The sequence below is a fragment of the uncultured Dokdonia sp. genome, assembly GCF_947492815.1.
Taxonomy (GTDB): domain Bacteria; phylum Bacteroidota; class Bacteroidia; order Flavobacteriales; family Flavobacteriaceae; genus Dokdonia.
Window position 1 is genome coordinate 1 of sequence record NZ_CANLOB010000001.1, and the last position, 17,351, is coordinate 17,351.

The following is a 17,351-nucleotide window of genomic DNA, read 5'->3' on the forward strand; positions in this document are numbered from 1 at the left end:
TGTACCATTAAAATCAGGATCTGGCGTATAGGTCACCGTACCATCTGTCTCGATCGTTACCGTTCCATTGGCTGGATCTGTCACCTCGGTTACTTCTGAAGATCCTCCAGTAACTACGTCATTATCTAATACGTCAATATTTACTGGCGTATCTTCATCAACACTTTCAGTATCATCATTTGTTATAGGAACAATTAAGAAACCGCTAGATTCTAATTCAACACATACATTATCAATATGCGAAACGACTACAAAAAATTCTGTACCTCCTAATCCAGTAACATCTCCTATCGTAAGAGTTGCTGTCGTAAAAGTTGTAAAGTTGGCATCTGTTCCATCGATTAGCATTCCTGCACTTGGATCTCCTATATACCATTCATATCGAAGACCTGCATTTGCATTTCCTGCAGTTCCATATACAGGCGCTCCAGAAGCATAACTAGTTGCCTCATCTCCTCTAGCTGCTACACTAAAAGAAGTTCCTCCAGAGACTACTGCTTGATCTGGAACTTGAGTAGTAATAACTACCTGTGTTGCTTGACTTTCATTACCATTTACACCATTATAACCTCCTGAAACATCTCCTCCTCCTGTTACTTGACCAGTAGTCGAATTTACTACAGTAGGATCATCTCCTAAAATGCCATCACCATCGTCATCAGTCCCTCCAGATTCTAACACATCATCACATCCATCTCCATCTGCATCTTCCTCTAAATGATTTGCAATTCCATCATTATCTGTATCATCAAATGTACAATATCCGAAATCGGAGAATAAAAAAGTAACATTTCCTGTATTTGCATTATCTCCGTCTGATCTTGCTTTACGAGTCGCAATACTAAAACTTGTAACTACTCCTGTGATTTGAACATCTGTGCTATTTAAGGATGTATTACCTGAACCTGCTGTAAAAGAAGTAATCGTCGCCGAATTTGTGTTATTATTATCAAAATCAAACAACAATGCTCCACTTGGATTTTGAGATGGAAGTGCTCCTCCATCATAACCTCCATCTAAGGCTGTTTTATTTTCAAGCGGACCTAATTGAACAATTGGGGTATTTGGTCCTACTGCACTTATAGTAACTCTATCACCTCCATCTATCCCTGAAAAAACAAATTGAGGATCTATGACAGGCTCGCTAAAAGTAAAAGTATACGTCACACTTTCTCCAACACCGCCATCAACATTATTTCCTTGTAACCTTAGGGTTGTTGTATTTTCAACTAATAACTGTGTTAACGTTGTTGGTGTATTTACATTTACAATAGCAGTAGTTACATCTACATCTACACCATCAAAATCATATATATCATTAATAAAACCTGCGCTATTTTGATTTCCGCTAGGAGCTGTACCTACATTAACCGTCGTTGCACAATTCAACCCTTCGTTTGTATCTAAAATTCCATCATTATCATCGTCTGTATCACAAAAATCAGACACATCATCTCCATCAAAATCAGGGTTTCCAGAGTCTGATGCATCACAAGGATCTACTACTACCGTTATTTCTAATATGGCTGTATTTGAACCTGTTCCTAGATCATCTTCAACTCTAAAATTAATATTTGCTGGACCTGTATAATTGGTAGTAGGTGTAAATGTTACATTTCCAGTAGCATCTACTACATAGGTACCAACACCTGTTATAACTAAAGGACTCCCTACTGTTCCTATGTTTGTAGGATCATTAGGGTCAATTAAAGTCACTGTAGAAGCATCTAAATTACCATCAGGATCTGAAGAGCCTGTTAAAACATTTATAGATGTATTGCCTGTAGAGTTTACTTCAACTGTATTATCAAAATTATCTACTACTACTGGAGGTTCATTAGTAACAACAACAGCTGGGGTTCCAAAAACGACCTCTCCTAAAAATCCGATAGAGATTTGTCTTGTTGTAAGAGGATCAGCATTTGTTCTTCCTAATGTAAAATCTATCGTATTTGTGTTTACATAATTCAAACGTATTATAGACCTTGTATTTAATTCACTAACACCTGGATCTGTAACATTAAAACTATCAAATCGTACCGTTCCACCCGTAGGTGCTCCTGCAACTATAATAGAGTTTGGAAATCCGCCTGCTTCCAATTCATAACTTGCTGGCGTAGTTGCAATAACAAATTCACCTGCATCATTATCTATCACCTCCATCGTAAAAGAATCTAGAGGTATTGGAATTGCATCTGCCAAATTAGGCTCTGAAGAATCTGCAACAATAAATTGTATACTCCAAGATACCGCCTCATTTGCTGTATCATACGTTATTGAAGGTTCAAATCTATTTATAATAGCTGTTGTTCCATCAACAGTATTTACGGTAGGTGTTCCCGTGAAACTAACAAGTGTTACAAGGGCATCTACATCTATTGTTCCTCCATTTACCGTCAAAGAAACATCAGAGAACCTATAAACCGAACCCGGTTGGTTTATAGTACCAGATACTAATATTTGATTATTAGGAAAAATAGGTGTTTCTTGACTATGAGCAGGTATAACCGCAAACAATGTTAAAACAAAAAGCACACTATACGTACGTATAGTATGAATTTTGTTTAAAATGGTTGAGAATCGAGTATTGATTTTCATACGCTTCTTCTTTTAATACTTGAATAGGTCAAGTATATTATTTTGATGTGTGTTGGTGTATATATATTGTATCTACGCAAAAAGCAGCTAAATAGCCTTTTTAACGCATTCATTTTAATCAATTCACTAAAAACAATTAGAGAGCCAAGTGTAGTCACAGCAAAGAAATCACTGTGTTGTTGAAGAAAAATTAGAAACACATACCATAATAGCACTATCAAATTTGATATGCTTTTTAGGGTTGTAAATGCTTCTGACAACAAGGCGAGGGCTACCTTATTATTCATAGTTTTTTTTTGGTTTGATTATTATTTATTCAAAATTTAGGGATCTTCTATACAGTAGGGAACCATATAAAAGAATGAACATTCTAATCATCCAGCTAAAATAAAAATTACTGTTTTAACTAATTTTTAAGACCTAAAAAATCAACGATTGTCGACAAAAGGGTTAAAAACATCGGCAAAATACATAATTTTATTCACATAGTTATTAACAATATACATTTTTTTACGGCTAAACCATAAAAATCATAGGTTTAACCGTAAAAAATTAAATATTAAAAAAATACTAGTAAAAAATAGTATACTTGAATTATTCAAGAAGAAACTTCTATTTTTTTCAGAAAAATCCTAAATCTTAAAATAGAGCTATTTTAATAAACTTAATCAGAAAAGACACTCATTAGCTAAACAAATTCTCAAAAAGGCATTTAAACCCTCTTAAAAAAGACAATAAAAAACATAATCATAAGGTAAAGCTATATGAATTCAAATTAATATAATGTTTTACTATTACATGCTTTCGCGAAAGCGTGTAATTTATTTAAACAAATTCCATATATCATTTCCAAAAATAACAACCATTAGTCCCATTACAATAACGAATCCTATAATCTGACCAACTTCAAGTGTTTTCTCTGAAGGAGCTTTTCCAGAAATCATTTCATATAATAAAAACATTACGTGTCCTCCATCTAGAGCAGGAATAGGTAAAATATTTACAAAAGCTAACCATACAGAAAACATAGCTGTGAATGACCAAAAAGCTGTCCAATCCCAAGTAGGTGACATCATATCAACGATACCAATAGGACCTTTTACATTTTTATATCCCTGAACTTCTTTATTAAAGATAAGCTTAAACTGTTTTACTTGTTTTTTAAGAACACCTATTGTTTCACTCCAACCTGCTGGTATCGCAGCCAAAATACTATACTCATCTGTTATAGAATACCCATTAGCATCTCTATAAACTCCAAAAGCTCCTTCTTTTGGCAAATGCGCAAACTTATGATAGAAATTTCCATTAAGTCTATATTTAATTTCTAGCACATCTCCTTTCCTATCTTGTATTGCACCTTCAACATCACTCCAGAAATCAACTTTCTTATTATTCATGGCAACAATCTCTGCTCCAGCACTTAATCCAAGCATTTCAGCTATACTACTTTCTTTAACAGAACCTATTTTAGGAGCAAATCCCGGGCCAATAAAAGGTCCTCCATCTGAATTCAATACTTGTTTTTTTCCTGTATCCTTTATAGGAAAACTCATCTCTATATCATCTCTTAAAACAGTCACTTCATCGCCTAATAATACATCCATAGGCAGGAATTTATCAAATCGCTTAACAGGTTTACCATCTATAGCTAGAATTTGATCTCCATTTTTAAACCCTAAACTTTCTCCAGCATCACTTACATCAATACCGTACTTTAGATTATTTGCAGGTATATAGGTATCTCCATTTACGACAAGCATAGTACTATAAATAACCCAAGCTAATATGACATTTACCGTCACACCACCTACCATTACAATAAGACGTTGCCAAGCTGGTTTAGATCTAAATTCCCATGGTTCTGGATCTTTTTTCATCTGCTCTTTATCCATGCTTTCATCTATCATTCCTGCAATTTTCACATATCCCCCAAGAGGTAACCAACCTACTCCATACACTGTTTCTCCTATTTTCTTTTTGAAAAGGGCAAACTTCACATCAAAAAATAAGAAGAATTTCTCTACTTTAATTCCAAACCAGCGTGCTGGCAAGAAATGACCAAACTCGTGTAAGATCACTAAAATAGAAATGGCAAGAACAAATTGTGATATCTGTATAAATAGCTCCATGGCTGTTGTAAGTCAAAATTTAAAACGCACAAAAGTAATCTTTTCACATCGCATAAGAAAGCAATTACACGATTGTACGTTTCTTTTCACTTTTTTTTAAGGTAAAAAAGCATGTGAACTCAAATTCCAGTTGTAATTTTGCAAAAAATGAGTTGTATGCTACACTTTTTTAAGCGATATAAAATTTTTATCATAACAATGACCACTTTATCGATCATTATTATGACATTAATATATAGTCAACTTAAACCTCAAAAGAGATTGACATATATCAAAGCAAAAGATTTAAACCGCGCTTTAGTAGATTCTACTTTACAAGACAGTAAAAGAAAGCAACGCATAGGAGACTTTTCTTTAATTAATCAAAATAATGACACGATTACCCAAGATGATTATAAAGGAAAAATTTATATAGCGGATTTTTTCTTTACTACTTGTCAAACAATCTGTCCTATTATGACAGAACATATGGTTGAAATTCAACAAGAACTCAAGAATGATCCTGAAATAAAATTATTATCTCACTCTGTTATACCTACGTATGACACCCCAGATATCCTTAAAAAATACGCACTACAAAAAGGGGTTGATGATACTCGTTGGAATTTAGTAACAGGCTCTCAAAAAGAAATATTTACGCTTGCACGAAAACATTATTTGGCTGTTCAAGATATCCCCGGAACAGAAGATGATCTTGACATGGTACATACAGAAAATTTTATGCTCATAGATAAAAAAGGATATATTCGAGGGTATTATGACGGTACAGACCCAGAGGCTATAAAAGTACTTCTTGAAGAGATTGAAATCCTAAAAATGGAATATGCACCTAAACAAGGATGGGTCGAAAAACTATTTAATTAATCCCATCGATTTACTTAACAAAATTTATCTTTTTCCTTTAACAGAAATGGTGTATTTTTGCCTTGTTTAAATTTAATCTAAATAAGCATTGAAGAAAACAATTGCGCATTTGCAAAAAGGAGAAAAAGCGATTATTAAAGACATCGCTACAGATAAAGTCCCTCTTAAATTATTAGAGATGGGCTGTCTTCCTGGTAATGAAGTACAACTTTTACAATTAGCACCTTTTTCTGATCCAATGTATATTAATGTAAATGGAAGTCATCTTGCCATACGTAAAGAGACTGCATTACATATCTCAATAGAAACGCCATCGTAACTTTATGGCAAAGCAACTCAACGTAGCACTTATAGGAAATCCTAATACAGGAAAAACTTCCGTGTTTAATCATCTTACAGGTCTCAACCAACAGGTAGGAAATTATCCTGGTATTACTGTAGAGAAAAAGGAAGGTATTTGTAAACTAGCGAGGGGTGTAAAAGCACATATTTTAGATCTCCCAGGGACTTATAGTCTTAATGCATCTTCTTTAGATGAAAATGTTGTTATTGAATTATTACTCAATAAAAAAGACAAAGATTTCCCTGATGTTGCTGTTGTTATTTCTGATGTAGAAAATTTAAAAAGAAACTTACTTCTTTTTACTCAAATAAAAGACCTTGGTATTCCTACTATTTTAGCTATTAATATGGCTGATCGTATGAAACGTAAAGCCATCAGTTTAGATATTCCAAAAATGGAGGAACATTTAAACACAAAGATTGCTTTAATAAGTAGTCGAAAAAACCAAGGAATCGATTATTTAAAACAACTTATCTCTGAATACAAGAACATTTCTACACAACCTTGTGTAAATGCTTCTGTGATTGCTCCAGAATATTTTGACAGATTACGCAAAGCTTTTCCTAATCAAGACTTATATAAATTATGGCTTGTCATTACACAAGATGTAAATTTTGGAAAGATAGAACGCAAAGAGATGAGCACTATAGCTTCTTTCAAGACAGAATCTGTTAGTAACCTTAAACGTTTACAGCAAAAAGAAACGATTATACGGTATAAATTTATTAACGATGTTTTAAAAGAAACATTAACGATAGATTCTGAAAACGCAAAAGACTTACGATCCCGCTTAGACAGGGTTTTAACTCACAAGGTCTGGGGCTATGTGATTTTCTTCTCCTTATTAATGCTCATATTTCAAGTGTTATTCAAATGGTCTGAGTATCCTATGAATTTTATAGATGCTAGTTTTGCTTCTTTAAGTGAATGGGTAAAAGACACTCTTCCTCCGGGAGCATTTACAAATCTTTTATCTGAGGGAATCATCGCCGGATTAGGAGGTATCGTCATATTCATACCACAAATAGCCTTTTTATTTTTATTTATCTCCATACTAGAAGAAAGCGGTTATATGAGTCGCGTGGTATTTCTAATGGATAGAGTTATGCGACGTTTTGGCCTTAGTGGAAAAAGTGTTGTCCCCCTTGTTTCTGGAACTGCTTGTGCAATTCCTGCTATTATGGCAACACGTAATATAGAGAGTTGGAAAGAGCGTCTTATTACGATACTTGTGACTCCTTTTACAACCTGTTCTGCACGACTACCCGTATATGTGATTATCATAGAATTAGTCATCCCTAATGACACATTCTTATTCTTTAATCTACAAGGGCTTACACTCATGTTATTATACCTTATAGGTTTTGGTACTGCTATAGGGTCTGCTTGGTTACTAAATAAAACATTAAAAATTAGGAGTAAATCATTTTTTGTAATAGAAATGCCTAATTATAAGCTTCCGTTGTTTAAAAATGTAGCTATTAATGTTTTAGAAAAAACAAAATCGTTTGTAGTTGATGCTGGTAAAATAATTCTAGCTATTTCTATAGTTTTATGGGTACTGGCATCTTATGGCCCGACAAAGGAATTTTCAAATGCAGAAGCTGTCGTGACTGCTCAAATGGAAGAGGGCGCTTTTGCGAAAACGGATTTAGAAAAACAAATTGCTTCTTATAGGTTAGAGAAGAGTTATATCGGCCATCTCGGAAAATTTATAGAACCGGCAGTAAAACCTCTAGGGTATGATTGGAAAATAGGGATTGCCTTGATTACTTCATTTGCTGCTAGAGAAGTCTTCATAGGAACACTAGCTACCATTTATAGTGTTGGTAATGATGACGATGAAACTATCAAAAGGCGGATGGCAAATGAAACGAATGCTATTACTGGAAAGCCTCTATTTAATTTTGCAAGCGGATTATCTCTATTATTATTTTATGCATTTGCCATGCAGTGTATGAGCACATTAGCTATTGTAAAACGAGAAACAAACAGTTGGAAATGGCCTATGCTTCAATTAGGAGTCATGAGTGCTTTTGCGTATCTTGTTGCTTTAATAGCATATCAAGTCTTTAAGTAAAGAACATTCCTTTATTACGACTAGACTAGAGAATTTATTAAAAGAGCATATTATTTATGGATCAATTTCAAAACATCATTGTCTTTTCTATTTTTCTATTAGCTGTTGGCTATTTGGTATCAAAATTTATATGGACACCTTCTTTTTTAAAGAAAAAATCTAAAGACGGATGTGGCGATGGTAATTGTGGCTGTCACTAAATGGGTTTACTCTTTGTTCTTATTGGATATATTCTTGATTTCAAAAAAGACAAGAGTAATTTTATTAAAGAAATGGCTGTTGGTTTAGCTTATTTTATAGGAAATCTTATTCTTGCACTTATTCTCCATTTTGTGTTTGGCTTCCATTTTATCTTATGCATCTTTGTATTTGCTATAGAGATTGTATTACTTTTTTCTATTAAAGCTTATATTCAAACGAAACAGGCTCCATAAACAGACGCATACTATACTTGTAATTCTAAATAATACACACGGTTACTAATAGCTGTACTTGTTTCTGGATATGGAGATAAACGCACAGCTTTTATAACAAATTTATCGGATACATATAAGGTGTTACTTTTTCCAGATGCATCAAAAATCACCTCTTTTTCTATAGATTCCTCTCCCTTTTCTTTGACACGAACTTTAATTTTTGCTTGCCCTGCCCAAACACAGTTTACGTCTTTTGGACATCTAGAATCTTCTATTACTTCTAAAAAAGTAATTTCTACAGCATTGATTTGTTGATGTTCTCCAATACCAAGTTTATAAGACACAGGGTTTACGGCTATTGCAGGTGATGTATTTTGTGCTTTCGCGAAAGCGCAAAAAGAAATAAAAACGAATAGTATGCGTAGGGTATTCATAATATTTAATTTACGTTATGATTAGGGCAAGAACGATGCCATATTACAGATTTATCCTCTAAAAAGGAAGAAATCATCTTTCATATGCTCTATCTTTTCATCTTTATTGGTGATGATATATTCTAGTGCAAGATCTGTAAATTCTTTTCCTTTAGAGGTCAATTCAACAATACTATCTGTGATTGTAATCATATTATTTTTCTGAGCAAGATCCAATACGGTTTGCGACCGTACTCTTTGCCAATTAATATGTTCATTCAAGTGATTTATATGACGTTCACTTTCTTCTGTATGATTATTAAGGTGTAATAAGAATGTAAGTAAAGAAACCTCTGTGCGCTGTTGTTTTTGCCTATACATCACAGCAATCAATCCTTTATCAGGGGCAAATAGGTATACCATTAAAAATATAACTCCTAATACAGTTGTCATTGATCCAGAAATGGATGCATCTAACAGATGTGCCATCCAGTAACCAATAATGGCCGCACTTACTCCAAAAAGAATGGACAAACCTATCATCTTTTTTAAATCTGATGTGAGTAAATATGCTGTTGCTGCTGGTGCAATCATAAGAGCCACAACAAGTACTGCACCTACAGCGTCAAAAGCCCCTACTACAGTAACTGACGACACAGACATTAACCCATAGTGCAAAACAACAGGAGAAAACCCTAATGCTGAAGACAAGCCTGCATCAAACGTACTTACCTTTAGTTCTTTAAAAAATGAAACAAGTAATCCAATAGTGATACTTAAAATAATTCCCATAACCCATAATGATTTAGGGCCAAGATCTATGTCTCCTAAGCTAATACGGTCAAAAGAAGCAAACGTAAGGTCTCCTAGTAATACTGCATCTGTATCAAGGTGAACATCATTTGCTTTTTGTGCAATTAGAATAACACCTATACTAAAAAGTGCAGGAAAAACAAGCCCTATAGCTGTATCTTCTTTGACCAAGCCTGTTTTTTGTATTGCCTCTACTAAAACAACTGTGATGACTCCAGTAACTGCTGCCAATAAAATAAGCCAAGGAGAATTTAAATCTTCTGTTAGAAAAAAGCCTATCACAATACCTGGTAATATAGAATGGCTTATTGCATCACTAATAAGTGCCATTTTACGCAATACTAAAAACACCCCCGGAATTGCACATGCGATGGCTACGATAGCTGCGATTAATTGTATTTCTAGTTGTGTTCCTGTCATTATTCTTGAGTATATAAATTTTTGGCAGCACTATAACCATCTTGTGTTAAAGACCATTTTTGCCCTTTTACTTCTACCCAATTTTTTTCTTCCATTTTCTTAAGCGATCCTCTTGTAAATCCTTGAAAGTTATTTAATATTTTAATGGCATGAGGATGTGATATATCTTCGTGCGTTTTGGCAATATCAAACATAAATTGCAATGTTTTTTGAAGTTTCAAGTCTCTTCTATTTTGCCAAAACCTAATTTGTTTAAAAAGAATTCCTCTCCCGGGAGAAAAAATAAATGAAAACAACACAAACACAGCTGCTACTAACACAATTACCGGACCTGTAGACAAGTTATTTTGGCTTGCACTAATAGCAGTTCCAAACACCCCTGAAAATGCACCAAATATAGCTGCAAGCACAATCATCACACTTAGTTTATTAGTCCATTGTCGTGCCGCCGCGGCAGGAGCTAATAACATAGCACTCATTAAGACAACTCCTACAGTTTGAAGCCCCAACACAATAGCCAATACGATAAAAAAAGTGATCAGTATATCTATAAATCGCGTATTAAATCCTAGTGTTTTTGTATAATCTGCATCAAACAGTAATATTTTAAATTCTTTCCAAAATAACAAAAGCACTACAAGACATATTCCTGTTACTATTGCCATAAGCGTTACATCTTTCTCTATTAGCGTGGCTGCTTGTCCAAATAAATACTTATCTAAACCTGCTTGATTTGCATTGGGTTGTTTTTGGATATAGGTTAATAACAACATCCCAAACCCAAAAAACAATGACAAGATAAGTCCTAATGCGGTATCACTTTTAAGGTGTGTTTTTGTAATCATTCCTCGAATCCAAAAGGTACCTATTAAACCACTTACAAGCGCTCCTATGAGTAGTAAGTTTGTGTCTTTTGTTCCTGTAATAATAAATGCCAATGCAATACCTGGCAATGCTGCATGAGAGATAGCATCTCCTAAAAGACTTTGTTTTCGTAGTACTGCAAAGCTTCCCAACATACCACATATAGCGCCAAGAATAGCTGTACCAAGTGTAATAGTACGCAAGGTATAATCTGAAAACACGAGACTAAAATATTCTTTGATTTCCATTGTTTAATAGTCTATAGTTTGTGGTCTTTAGACTCTAGTCTTTTTATAAATTAATTATCCTTTCTTAAATACTTCTTTAAGGATGTTGTCATCTTTGCAATTTCTGTAAGCTTTATTCTTGCTTCGTCATCTTCTTCTAATGTTATAAAATCCTGCCTTCTAGCAATACTTGAACATACAACGCATTCTTTTGCAGAATCCCATGCCATTTGCAAATAACGATTAAACTGAGCGTCTGTATCACCAGCACCTTCTGCAATATTCAATGGAACAGAAATTGAAGCTCTTTTATATTGAGAAGATAATCCATAGACTTCTTCTTTAGGAAATTTCTTCGTTATTACATATGTATAATCTACAAAATCTAATGCTTTTTGATTTACTTTTAAATCTTCAAACTTAAATTTAGGTTTTTCCATATTTCACTTTCTACTATCTACCGACTAAAGACTACTTACTGATTAACCGCTACTTTATAATTAATTCCATAGGTTTTTGTCAAATTATCATCATTAAAAATATCTTTCACAGGGCCGGTAGCTATCTTTTTTACATTTAAGAATGTTACCCAATCAAAATATTCTGGTACGGTTTGCAAATCATGATGCACTACAATTACGGTTTTTCCTGCTTTACGTAATTCTTTCAAAATATTGATAATTGCTATTTCTGTTGTTGCATCTACCCCTTGAAAGGGTTCATCCATAAAATAGATAGATGCATTTTGCACTAAGGCTCTTGCAAGGAAAACACGTTGTTGCTGCCCACCACTCAACTGACTAATCTGCCTGTTTTTAAAAGGAAGCATTCCTACTTTTTCTAGCGCTTCCAGTGAAGCTTTCTTTTCTTTTTGACCTGGGCGTTTTATCCATCCTAGTTGTCCATAGGTGCCCATCATAACCACATCAAGTGCTGTGGTAGGAAAATCCCAATCAACACTCCCTTTTTGAGGTACGTACGCTACTAACTTGCGTTGCTTACTATACGGCTTATCATAAATAGAAACACTCCCTGCAATAGGGTCTATAATACCTAATATTGCCTTAATTAAGGTAGATTTTCCGGCTCCATTAGGACCTACAATAGCCATTAAAACCCCTTCTGGAACCGTTAAGTCAATATCCCAAAGCACAGGTTTATAATTATAAGCTACCGTCAAATCATCTACACGAATGGCTATTTTTTTCATTTATCTATTATTTCATTATTTGCTTTAGCGCTTCGCTTTCCCTATGGTCATGAACCTACCAGCAGGCAGGTCTCGCAAGTTTGATTTCGCGAAAGCGTGTATATGCTATTTCAGAGAATTTACGATCGTATGTACGTTATATCGAAACATTCCTATGTAGGTGCCTTCAATAGTCTCTGCATCTCCTAATGCATCACTGTATAATGACCCTCCTATTACCACTTCATGATCCTTTGCCTTTACAGCAGCTTCTAGCGCCTCTATCGTGCGTCTTGGCACCGAACTTTCAATAAAAATAGCCTTCACATCATTATCTATAATAAATTGAGACAAACGCTGCACATCTTTTACACCTGCTTCTGTTGCAGTAGATAACCCTTGTAATCCTACAACATTAAAATCATAACTCTTCCCAAAGTAGTTAAAGGCATCATGCGCTGTCACTAAAATGCGTTTTTCCTTAGGAAGTGTTTCTATAATTCCTTTCACTTCTTTTTCAAGAGCATCTAATTGCTCTAAATAGGTTTTAGCATTTGCGACATAACGCTCCTTATTTTTAGGGTCTTTTTCAGAGAGTACTTCGACAACTGCTTCTACAAATTGTTTAAAGTATTGAATATTAAACCACACGTGCGGATCATAGTTTGAAGCAAAATAATCAGATCCTATCAATGTTGATTTATCTAATCGCTCTCCTAATGCTACTTGTGTTTTTGTAGCTGATCCCATTTTTTCAAAAACTTCTACCAATTTTCCTTCTAGATGTAGTCCATTATAAAATATAATATCTGCTCCAGAAAGTTTTGTGACATCTCCTGCGCTAGCTTTGTAAAGATGTGGATCTACACCTGCACCCATGAGTCCCTGAACATTTATCATATCACCTCCTACATTTTTTACTAGATCTGTAATCATGGTTGTAGTGGTGACTACATTTAAGCGATCATTGGTTGTTGATGTTTCATTTTTACAACTCAATACGCTTAAAGCGAAAAGAATTACAAGTATATTTTTACTATTCATTATTTATTTTTTATCTATTCTAAAACTAACTCCAGCACTAAGTAGTAAATCTTGCCCTTCTGTAATACTTTGCCCTACAGTAGCATCTAATTGGATAAGTGGTGCAATCGCATATGTAAGTCCAGCATCCCAAAAATGATTAGCGCTACTATCTTCAGGTAGATCTCCATACACCTCTACATAAGCCCCTAATTTATCTGTAATTGAATACCCATAGGCCAATGTATATATATATGCAAACTCAGCAGATTCTCCCCCTAATTGTCCTCCTAGATTATAAGCAATACCTGAACGCTCACTTAACGTATGATTAAAAGCAAATCTAAAATCGGCTGCTGTAAATTCTGGTTTAAAATCAGAACTAGCTGTAAATGGCAAGAATACATGACCAATTAATCCTATTTCTGGAAACCATCCTTTTTCTTCACTTATAGCAACTTTAGCTCCAAACAATAAAGGAGACAAACCACTTGCAACATCATTTGTTTCCATTCCATTAATAGTTGTTTTTACTTCCTCAAAATTCCATCCTATTCTCAATTCTAGATTATCTAAAATTCCATAACGTAATAAGGCTGTGTTATAGGTAAAAACCTCTTCTTTTATACCGTTATCTTCAAAAGATGTCGTGAATGCTCCCGTCTCTACTTGTAAACTTCCTACTGGCACCACTGTAGGCGCTTCTGTAGCATCAGGACGATCTGTAACCAATTCTGGTGTTGTTTCAGTTTCTTGAGCTACTAGCTGTATACTAAAGCCAAAAAGGCACATTATAAGTATTGATTTTTTCAAAAAAAATGATTTTTAAAGATTTGTGTATTACACCTGGATATATAAATTCTCAGCTATTTTTTTTGAGATGAAAAATTGTTCTCGCTTTACTTGAATAATCATAGAACCATCAAAAAACTCTTTTCCAAGCACTTTTATTTTAGTTCCTATAGCTATGTTTCGTTTATCTAAATATTGTAAAAACTCACCACTAGTTTCCCTGACTCCAACTAAGATACCGTGCTGACTTTTACTCATTTCAGACAGTACTTTTTTCTCTGTTTTTTTAATATTTCCATGTTTATCAGGAATAGGATCTCCATGAGGATCGTAATCAGGATGGTCTAGGAATTTATCCAGCCTTGTGATTAATTCTTCAGATTGAATATGCTCTAATTGCTCTGCTATTTCATGCACTTCATCCCATTGAAAGTTGAGTTTTTCAACTAAAAACACTTCCCAAAGTCTATGCTTTCGTATGACTGCTACTGCCACGGCAATGCCTGCTTTGGTAAGCGTAGTTCCTTTATACCTACGGTAAGAAACAAGTTCTTTATCCGCAAGACGCTGAATCATATCTGTTGCAGACGAAGCCTTAGTGTGCATCATTTGAGCAATGGCATTTGTAGCAACAGCTCCTTTATGCTCCTGTTCTAAATGGAAGATACACTTCAAATAATTTTCTTCTGCTCTCGTATACATACGGCAAAAGTAAATTAATTATGTCGGGCGGTAAAAAACTTATTTTAGATAAGACTAAAAATAGAAATATTACGGGACTAATTCTTTGGCCTTTTGATACACCAAATCCCCTTCCCAACCTCTGTACAATAGATAATCAGAGAGTTTCTTTCTTTTTTTACATCTATCTTTTTCGGATGACAATTGCTGTATACGCTTTCGCGAAAGCGTATCAAAAACCTCCAAATAAGTTTCTTCAGAAATTTCTTTTAGCCCAATTTTAATAAGATAATCAGAGATTTTTCGAATTTTCAACTCTCTTACAATGCGTTGTTTTCCCCAAGATTTATGATTGAATTTCCCTCTCACAAAAGCTTTTGCAAAACGTTCTTCATTTAAAAAGTTATGTTCTATAAGATGCCCTATAATTACATCTATGGCATCAGGTATCATACGCATCTCTAAGAGCTTTTTACGCACTTCTTGATGACAACGATCTTGATAAACACAATATCGCTCTAAACTCCTCTTAGCCTCTTCTACAGTATATGTTTTTATAGGTTGTATCACGGGGTTAAAAATACTATTTCCATTTATTTTTGGGCATAAAAAAACCCCATTCCTTTTAAGGAACAGGGTTTCATAATTCTATATTTTAATTTCCTTACCGTTTTTATCTGTAAAACGGTATTCAAGATACGTGTAAGCGTCTCTGGGCATTACTTTTACCCATTTTTTGTGTTCTAAAAACCATTTAGAACGAATAGATGGAAATCCTTTGGTTAGAAAAGCTGCAACAAAAGGGTGTGCGTGTAACGTCACCTTATTGTTGCCGTTTTTAAGAATTTTGTCGAGTTTACCTTCCATCTTTTGCACCATAACAATAGGTGCTTCTATCTCTCCCTTTGATCCGTTAGGATCTTCTTCACGGGTTTTGATATTCATTTCTGGTCGTACTCGTTGCCTAGTAATTTGAATTAATCCAAACTTACTAGGTGGTAATATTTTGTGTTTTGCGCGATCTTCTTTCATCTCATCTTTAAGATGATTAAAGAGTTTTCTACGGTTATCTGCATTATTCATGTCTATAAAGTCGACAACAATAATACCTCCCATATCACGGAGGCTAAGCTGACGTGCCATTTCTGAAGCGGCAATCATATTTACTTCTAGCGCAGTGTCTTCTTGACTCTTTGCTTTATTTGATCTGTTACCACTATTTACATCAACTACATGTAATGCTTCTGTATGCTCTATAACAAGATAGGCCCCTTTACTCATAGATACGGTTTTACCGAAAGACGTTTTAATTTGTCTTTCTATTCCGAATTTTTCAAAAATTGGGGTGTTATTCTTGTATAGCTTTACAATGCTCTCTTTTTTTGGAGCGATCTCGCTTAAGTATTCTTTGATTTGATAATAGAGCGTCTCATCATCTACTGTTATCCCCGTAAAAGAATCATTAAAGATATCTCTTAATATAGAGGATGCTCGGTTCATTTCACCCAGTACTTTACTAGGATGATGTGCTCCTTGAATTTTTTTACTCATGGTAGCCCATTTGTCTACCAAATTTTGCAGGTCTTTATCTAGTTCGGCGACCTTTACTCCTTTTGCAACTGTACGTACTATCACACCAAAACCTTTAGGTCTGATGCTTTGTACTAATCGTTTAAGACGTGCTTTTTCTTCTTTGCTTTCTATCTTTTGTGAAATAGAAATTCTATCAGAAAAAGGCACGAGAACAATATACCTACCAGCTATAGAAAGCTCACTGCTTATTCTAGGGCCTTTTGTAGAAATAGGTTCTTTGGCGATTTGTACCAGTACACTTTGTTTTTGTTTTAAGACATCGGTAATCTTACCGTTTTTATCTATGTCTTTTTCAAAAGGAAAGTTTTTTAAAGAATAGTCTTTTAATTTACCTGTGCTTACACGTTTTATGTAACTTAGAAGTGTTGGAAGTTTTGGACCTAAATCATGATAATGCAAAAAAGCATCTTTTTCATAACCTACATTTACAAATGCAGCATTAAGTCCAGAAACTGTTTTTCTAATGTTTGCGATATAAATATCACCAACATTAAATTTATTTCCATCTTCTTCTTTGTGAAGTTCTATAAGTCTTCCATCTTTTAGTAAGGCAAAATCAACTACCGAGGAACTAGATCTTATAATCAATTCTTTATTCACTCTTTAGTAATTTTTATCCATCATGCACATTGTGCGTGACAAATGGATTATACAATAATTTATCACAGGTATCGTAACGTATAACTATGTATACAAAATGTAATAAATACGGTGTAACATACGAGCCTCAAGGTATTAGGGCTTTTTTGTTACGATGTCAAAGAACTAAGAATTATACATTTGTTATCTAGAAAAAATAGCCTAATAAAAGAATCACTTTACTACTTAATAATACAACAGAGTGCTCCCTGTGCAATGTTTAAGTGGAATCATTTTATACGCAAATATTTACAACTCTAGATA

The 17,351-nt window shown here is 34.2% G+C and carries 17 protein-coding genes; 5 read left to right on the plus strand and 12 right to left on the minus strand.

All coding sequences use genetic code 11. The features are described 5' to 3' along the window. On the minus strand, nt 1-2,598 hold a 2,598-nt coding region (locus tag Q1A01_RS00005), incomplete at its 3' end, for an Ig-like domain-containing protein (RefSeq protein ID WP_299674107.1). An 821-nt stretch (nt 2,599-3,419) separates the two neighbouring features. After that, entirely contained in the window at nt 3,420-4,730 is a 1,311-nt protein-coding gene (gene rseP / locus Q1A01_RS00010) for an RIP metalloprotease RseP (RefSeq protein ID WP_299674110.1), read from the minus strand. A gap of 222 nt (nt 4,731-4,952) precedes the next feature. Here rseP and Q1A01_RS00015 point away from each other — a divergent pair, with 222 nt between their 5' ends. The 5 genes from Q1A01_RS00015 (at nt 4,953) to Q1A01_RS00035 (ending at nt 8,451) form a co-directional block, all read left to right on the plus strand. Then, nucleotides 4,953-5,594 (plus strand): SCO family protein, encoded by a 642-nt coding sequence (locus Q1A01_RS00015; RefSeq protein WP_366520076.1) that lies wholly within the window; start codon nt 4,953-4,955, stop codon nt 5,592-5,594. 88 nt (nt 5,595-5,682) lie between these two features. Further along, a complete protein-coding gene (locus Q1A01_RS00020) occupies nt 5,683-5,913 on the plus strand; it encodes a FeoA family protein (RefSeq protein WP_299674116.1) in 231 nt (76 codons plus the stop codon). A gap of 4 nt (nt 5,914-5,917) precedes the next feature. Further along, nucleotides 5,918-8,017, plus strand: coding sequence for a ferrous iron transport protein B (gene feoB, locus Q1A01_RS00025; RefSeq protein ID WP_299674119.1), 2,100 nt, complete (start codon nt 5,918-5,920; stop codon nt 8,015-8,017). A 56-nt stretch (nt 8,018-8,073) separates the two neighbouring features. After that, entirely contained in the window at nt 8,074-8,217 is a 144-nt protein-coding gene (locus Q1A01_RS00030; RefSeq protein ID WP_299674122.1) for a FeoB-associated Cys-rich membrane protein, read from the plus strand. Then, nucleotides 8,218-8,451: a hypothetical protein gene (locus Q1A01_RS00035; protein WP_299674125.1), complete on the plus strand. Its 234-nt coding sequence runs from the start codon at nt 8,218-8,220 to the stop codon at nt 8,449-8,451. It abuts the gene before it with no gap. Nucleotides 8,452-8,462: 11 nt separating this feature from the next. On the opposite strand, the gene Q1A01_RS00040 is transcribed toward Q1A01_RS00035, so the two are convergent. The 10 genes from Q1A01_RS00040 to Q1A01_RS00085 all read right to left on the minus strand — a co-directional run bounded on the left by Q1A01_RS00040 (nt 8,463) and on the right by Q1A01_RS00085 (nt 17,048). Further along, a complete protein-coding gene (locus Q1A01_RS00040) occupies nt 8,463-8,867 on the minus strand; it encodes a hypothetical protein (protein WP_299674128.1) in 405 nt (134 codons plus the stop codon). Nucleotides 8,868-8,918: 51 nt separating this feature from the next. Continuing rightward, nucleotides 8,919-10,079, minus strand: coding sequence for a metal ABC transporter permease (locus Q1A01_RS00045; RefSeq protein WP_299674131.1), 1,161 nt, complete (start codon nt 10,077-10,079; stop codon nt 8,919-8,921). Further along, a complete protein-coding gene (locus Q1A01_RS00050; protein ID WP_299674134.1) occupies nt 10,079-11,191 on the minus strand; it encodes a metal ABC transporter permease in 1,113 nt (370 codons plus the stop codon). Before Q1A01_RS00050 ends, Q1A01_RS00045 begins: the two co-directional genes overlap by 1 nt. A 50-nt stretch (nt 11,192-11,241) precedes the next feature. Next, complete coding sequence (locus Q1A01_RS00055; RefSeq protein WP_299674137.1) at nt 11,242-11,610, minus strand: four helix bundle protein; 369 nt, start codon at nt 11,608-11,610, stop codon at nt 11,242-11,244. A gap of 35 nt (nt 11,611-11,645) precedes the next feature. Further along, a complete protein-coding gene (locus Q1A01_RS00060) occupies nt 11,646-12,380 on the minus strand; it encodes a metal ABC transporter ATP-binding protein (protein WP_299674140.1) in 735 nt (244 codons plus the stop codon). A gap of 105 nt (nt 12,381-12,485) precedes the next feature. Further along, complete coding sequence (locus Q1A01_RS00065) at nt 12,486-13,403, minus strand: zinc ABC transporter substrate-binding protein (RefSeq protein ID WP_299674143.1); 918 nt, start codon at nt 13,401-13,403, stop codon at nt 12,486-12,488. 3 nt (nt 13,404-13,406) lie between these two features. Next, nucleotides 13,407-14,195, minus strand: coding sequence for a transporter (locus Q1A01_RS00070; protein WP_299674146.1), 789 nt, complete (start codon nt 14,193-14,195; stop codon nt 13,407-13,409). 27 nt (nt 14,196-14,222) lie between these two features. Then, a complete protein-coding gene (locus tag Q1A01_RS00075; RefSeq protein WP_299674149.1) occupies nt 14,223-14,876 on the minus strand; it encodes a metal-dependent transcriptional regulator in 654 nt (217 codons plus the stop codon). A gap of 69 nt (nt 14,877-14,945) precedes the next feature. Further along, entirely contained in the window at nt 14,946-15,422 is a 477-nt protein-coding gene (locus Q1A01_RS00080) for a regulatory protein RecX (protein ID WP_299675577.1), read from the minus strand. An 81-nt stretch (nt 15,423-15,503) separates the two neighbouring features. Further along, a complete protein-coding gene (locus tag Q1A01_RS00085; protein ID WP_299674152.1) occupies nt 15,504-17,048 on the minus strand; it encodes a ribonuclease E/G in 1,545 nt (514 codons plus the stop codon). Nucleotides 17,049-17,351: the final 303 nt, after the last annotated feature.

Excerpts from the sequence above, each read along its gene's own strand:
- rseP (WP_299674110.1), bottom strand. The coding sequence starts at position 4,730 with ATGGAGCTATTTATACAGATATCACAATTTGTTCTTGCCATTTCTATT.
- Q1A01_RS00015 (WP_366520076.1), top strand. The coding sequence starts at position 4,953 with ATGACATTAATATATAGTCAACTTAAACCTCAAAAGAGATTGACATAT.
- feoB (WP_299674119.1), top strand. The coding sequence starts at position 5,918 with ATGGCAAAGCAACTCAACGTAGCACTTATAGGAAATCCTAATACAGGA.
- Q1A01_RS00030 (WP_299674122.1), top strand. The coding sequence starts at position 8,074 with ATGGATCAATTTCAAAACATCATTGTCTTTTCTATTTTTCTATTAGCT.
- Q1A01_RS00035 (WP_299674125.1), top strand. The coding sequence starts at position 8,218 with ATGGGTTTACTCTTTGTTCTTATTGGATATATTCTTGATTTCAAAAAA.
- Q1A01_RS00040 (WP_299674128.1), bottom strand. The coding sequence starts at position 8,867 with ATGAATACCCTACGCATACTATTCGTTTTTATTTCTTTTTGCGCTTTC.
- Q1A01_RS00045 (WP_299674131.1), bottom strand. The coding sequence starts at position 10,079 with ATGACAGGAACACAACTAGAAATACAATTAATCGCAGCTATCGTAGCC.
- Q1A01_RS00050 (WP_299674134.1), bottom strand. The coding sequence starts at position 11,191 with ATGGAAATCAAAGAATATTTTAGTCTCGTGTTTTCAGATTATACCTTG.
- Q1A01_RS00055 (WP_299674137.1), bottom strand. The coding sequence starts at position 11,610 with ATGGAAAAACCTAAATTTAAGTTTGAAGATTTAAAAGTAAATCAAAAA.
- Q1A01_RS00060 (WP_299674140.1), bottom strand. The coding sequence starts at position 12,380 with ATGAAAAAAATAGCCATTCGTGTAGATGATTTGACGGTAGCTTATAAT.
- Q1A01_RS00065 (WP_299674143.1), bottom strand. The coding sequence starts at position 13,403 with ATGAATAGTAAAAATATACTTGTAATTCTTTTCGCTTTAAGCGTATTG.
- Q1A01_RS00075 (WP_299674149.1), bottom strand. The coding sequence starts at position 14,876 with ATGTATACGAGAGCAGAAGAAAATTATTTGAAGTGTATCTTCCATTTA.